Raw genomic sequence first — 4,601 nt, forward strand, 5'->3', positions numbered from 1 at the left:
CCCCGGAAGTCCCCGCGCCCCCCGAGGACACCGGGAAGCCGGCACCGGGCCTGCTGGAGCGGTGGTCGCGGCTCCTCACGCCCAAGCAGGGCGGCGCCACCTACGCCGTGCCTCACTGCGTGCTGGTGGGCACGCCCGACGCGGACAGCGCCACGCTCCTCAAGAGCGTCGAGCTCCCCCTGCCCTTCGGCAAGCCCGAGCGTCCCCAGGACCCCACCCGCGCCACCGCGTGGATCTTCAACGAGGGTCAGGTCATCGACCTGCCGGGGCTGACGAAGTCCGCCGAGCCGTCCTTCCGCTCCGCGCTGAAGTCGCTCCGCGGCGCCCGGCCCCTGCGCCCCATCGACGCCGCGGTGCTCGCCCTCCCGGCCGCGTTGCTGCTGGGGACGGACCGCGCCTCCCGCGAGAAGGCGCGCGCCCAGGCGGACGCGGTGGCGAAGGGCCTGCGCACGCTCCAGGACGAGCTGGGCGTCTGCTTCCCCATCTACGTGCTGTTCACGCAGGCCGAGGTCCTCCCCGGGTTCGCCAGCTTCTGCCGCGCGCTGCCCGCGGACATGTGGAACGAGATGTTCGGCTGGTCCAACCCGCATCCGTTCGAAGCGGCGTGGCGCGCCGAATGGATCCCCGAGGCCTTCGAGCGCCTCCACGGGACGCTCACCCGCGTGCAGCTCGAGCTGCTCGCCAGCGAAGAAGGACAGAACGCGCAGGAGCGCGACGCGGCCTTCACCTTCCCCTCCGCGCTGCGCGGGCTGACCGAGCCGGCGCGCGCCCTGCTGGATCCCATCTTCCGGGCCAGCGTCCACCACGAGGCCCTGCCGTTGCGCGGCGTGTACTTCAACGGGGACCTCAGCGCGAGCGAGCGGCTCACGGCGCGAACCCTCGGAGCGCCCGCGCCCGGGCCGCACCCCATCTTCCTCACGCATCTGCTCGACCAGAAGGTCTTCCCTGAAAGCAGCCTGGCCCGTCCGTCCGCTTCTGAGAAGCGCCGCAACCAGCGGGCGCTGACGGCGCTGCGGTGGTCGCTGGCCGTGAGCGTGGTGCTGATGCCCGTCGGCCTGTGGACGCTTGAACAGCGCCTGCGCGGTGACACGCGGCCCGTTGCCGAGGGCATGGCCGGTCTGGCCCGCCTGAGCACGGAGCGCGCCCAGGGAGAGCCGGACGCGGAGGCTGAACGCCGCCGCGCGGCGACGGTCCTCCAGGAGCTGGCGAAGCTGCCCGGCACGCCCGCGTCGCCCCTGGCCGGACAGCTCCAGGACGCGCTCCGCGTCAGCTTCGAGGACCTGGTGCTGCCCACCCTCCACCGGGAGCTCGGAACAAGGCTCCAGCGGATCCTCGACGGAGAGGTCCAGCACCCCGCGCTTCCTGACGGCCTGCTCGCTCCCGAGGAGACCCCCGAGTTCCAGGCGCTGCGCTCGCTGGATCAGGAGCTGGCCACCTTCACCGCGCAGGTGGATGCATTCAATGCCTTGCAAGGCCAGTCCGGACGCAAGCGGCTGGAGACGGTGGACGGGCTCGCGCGGTACCTGCTGCATGCCGACCCTGGCACCGCGTTCCTCCAGAACGGCGCGCGCTACGAAGAAGCGCTCGCGCAGGCCTCCGCGCCCCGCTTCGAGGCGTCGCTGCAAGAGGCCGCGCCCCGCCGGGCCACCGCGCTCGCCGCGAAGCTCTCGCGCCGCCTGTTCGTGGAGAACCCGCTGGAGGCACGGCTGGCGGCGTGCGTCGCCCTGGCCACCCGGCTGGAGGGACATGGCGGCGAAGGCATGTCCGTGGCCCGGACGGCCCGTGAGCTCGCGCAGGCATTGGAGCGTCTGCGGACGGAGCTGGCCCGGCCCGGGGCCGTCTGGCTTGGCCCGCCTGGCCTGGGGAAGTCCCTCACCGGACTGCTGGACTCCGTGCGCAAGTCGCGCGCGCTGGGTGAACCGGCGGCGGCGGACATGGAGCGACAGTGGACGGGAGAGCTGGACGCGCTGAAGGAGCGGCTGTGCGCGCTCTCCTCGCGGGCCACGGGGCCCCTGCTGGCGCGCGACGACCAGGGCTGCAAGCTGGAGCTCTCTCCGAGCGCGCTCGCCCTGGAGAAGGCGCTGAAGGACTTGCTCGCCCAGGGCTTCATGTCCGAACCCGACGCGCCCCCGCCCGCTTCATCCAAGGGGCCCGTCCGCGTCTTCTGGTCCGAGCCCGCGCTGGACGAAGCCCTGCGCCTCACGAAGCTCTACGAAGGCTTCCTCACCGAGGGGCTGGCGGCGTTCCCCGGCGAGCTGCACGAGGTGGTGGCGGAGGTAGCCCGCCAGCAGCTGGAGCGCCGTCTGAGCGTCCAGCTGCTCCGCGCCCGGAAGCTGGAGGCGATGCCCGTCGGCGAGGCCGCCACCCACTCACCCCAGGTCGAGTCCCAGCTCGCCGCCGAGCTGGCCAACCTCAAGCAGGTGGACGGCAAGTTGCGGCAGCTGCGCGACCTTGGAGACCAGCTCCTCCTGATCAGCACACGTCAGGAGTTGGGAGAGCTGCTGGCATCCCAGGCAGGAAGCCTGCTGGAGCGCGTGGACGCCCTCTTCGAGCGGGACACGCTCTATGCACCGGATCCGCGCTTCTCGCGGTGGCAGGGCAAGTCCCCGGCGGCGCTGGAGGCCTTCGGGGTGTCGGACGCCGTGGCCCTGGGGCAGTACCTCAAGACGCAGCGCACGCGCGCCGCCACGCTGGCCCGGGACTACGCCACCCTGCCCGTGTCGCTCCTGTGGGAGGTGTCCGCCACCAGCGAGCGTCCTCCGCTGCTCCTCAAGTGGCGCCGCATCGGGGACGAGCTGCGCGACTGGGAACAGCAGGTGCCCGGCAACTCCGTCCAGGCGCTGGAGTCGTTCGTCCAGCAGGGCCTGATGGACGTCACCCGCGAGCACTGCCTCCAGGGCCTCCCGCCCGCGGGAGACGCGGGCAAGGACTTCTTCCTCGCCCGCCGCGCCAGCCTGCAGGGCCTGGTGGCCCGCCGCTGCGAGCAGCTCGTCAGTGATCAACTGGGTGAGTCCTACGCCCGGCTCGCGCGCCGCTTCAACACCACCCTGGCCGGCCGCTTCCCGTTCACCTCCGATGCGGTGGAGGCCCCTGACGCGGCCCTGCCGGAGGTCCGCGCCTTCTTCCTCGCACTGGACGAGGTGCTGCCCCTGGTGGACGCCCCGGAGCGCCGGTCGCTGCCGGCCGAGGCGCTCGCCTTCCTTGAGCAGGCCCGCGCCACCCGCGCCTTCCTCGCGCCACTGCTCGTGGACGAGGACGAGGGGCTGGCCGGCTACGGCCTCAAGCTGGAGCCCCGGGTCAACGGGGGCGAAGAGCGGCTCGCCAATCAGATCATCACCTGGAGCCTGGTGACGGGCGGACGGCGGCTGGCCGTTGGCAAGCCGGGCGCGTGGCACCCGGGCGAGCCCCTCCAGGTGGCGCTGCGCTGGGCGAAGGACGCCCCTTCCGCGCCCCTCGCTCGCGGAGAGGCCTGCGGTGGCCCGCGAGCCCCGGACGCGACCGCGCGCTTCGAGTACGGCGGCACCTGGGCGCTGCTGCGCCTCCTGCGCGCCCAGCAGGGCCGGCCAGTGGACTTCGGCGGCGGCGCGGATCCGCGGCCGCACACCCTGCGCTTCGCCATCCGTGTCGAGGAGAAGCGGAGCCGCCTCTGCGAACAGGCCGTGGCCTTCCTCCGCGTTCCCCTCACCGGCCTGGAGGGAAAGACGCGCTTCACCTCGCCCCGCCTCTGGCCCACGCGCGCGCCGTCGGGTGCACCCGCCGCACTGACCCGGAGCTCCACGCCATGAGCGCCCCCCTGCTCGACCTCGAGAAGCTGCTCGCGCCCGTCTCCGAAGACGCTCCAGCGGGCCCTCACCTGCGTCACGATCAGACGTACGACGACATCCGAGAGGCCCGGCGCGAAGACGATCCCGCGCTGCTGAAGGACATCGGGCGGGACCAGTTCAAGCATGCCCAGTGGCGGCAGGTGGCCTGGCTCTGCCAGGAGGCGCTGCCGCGCTCCAAGGATCTGCAGCTCGCGGCCTGGCTCACCGAAGCGCTGCTCGAACTGCATGGCCTCCAGGGACTCGCGGAGGGACTGCGCCTGCTGGCCGCGCTGGCTGACAGGTATTGGGACACCGCCTGGCCCGCGCTGGAGGGCGGCGATGTCAGCCCTCGCGTCTCGGTGCTCGAATGGCTCGACCGGAACGCGACCCCGAGGCTCAAGCGCATCCCGCTCTCCCAGCCCACGGGAGGCAGCGGCACGGCCTGCTGCTACGCGGACTGGGAGCGCATCCTCCACCGCGAGAAGCATGAAGCGCGGTCGCGCGACGACGAGCCTGCGCGGGACGGCTCCCAGCCCCTGGACGCCCAGGGCTTCCTGAGCGCCCTGCGGTCCACGCCCGCGGCCTTCTACCCTCCCCTGGGCAAGGCCCTGCGCGAAGTGAACGACGCGGCGCTGGAGGTGGAGAGCGTCTTCTCACCGCACCTGGACGAGGAGCGCCCCCTGCTCGGCCAGCTCCGGCGCGCGCTGGAGGACCTGCGGACGGTGCTGGCGCCGGTCAGTGACCTGATGGAGCCCCCGGTCCCGAGCGCCCCTGCGTCCCCGCCGGATCCATCCACCC

At 72.9% G+C, this 4,601-nt stretch carries 2 protein-coding genes; both read left to right on the top strand.

The genetic code is table 11. The features are described 5' to 3' along the window. A partial coding sequence (locus D7Y15_RS42370; protein WP_148713025.1) for a type VI secretion protein IcmF/TssM N-terminal domain-containing protein occupies window positions 1–3,785 on the top strand: 3,785 nt, incomplete at its 5' end. After that, window positions 3,782–4,601, top strand: an 820-nt coding sequence (gene tssA, locus D7Y15_RS42375; RefSeq protein ID WP_121756104.1) for a type VI secretion system protein TssA, incomplete at its 3' end; no start/stop codon positions are given. The genes D7Y15_RS42370 and tssA, both read left to right, overlap by 4 nt.

It is taken from the genome of Corallococcus sp. AB030, assembly GCF_003668965.1.
GTDB lineage: Bacteria > Myxococcota > Myxococcia > Myxococcales > Myxococcaceae > Corallococcus > Corallococcus exiguus.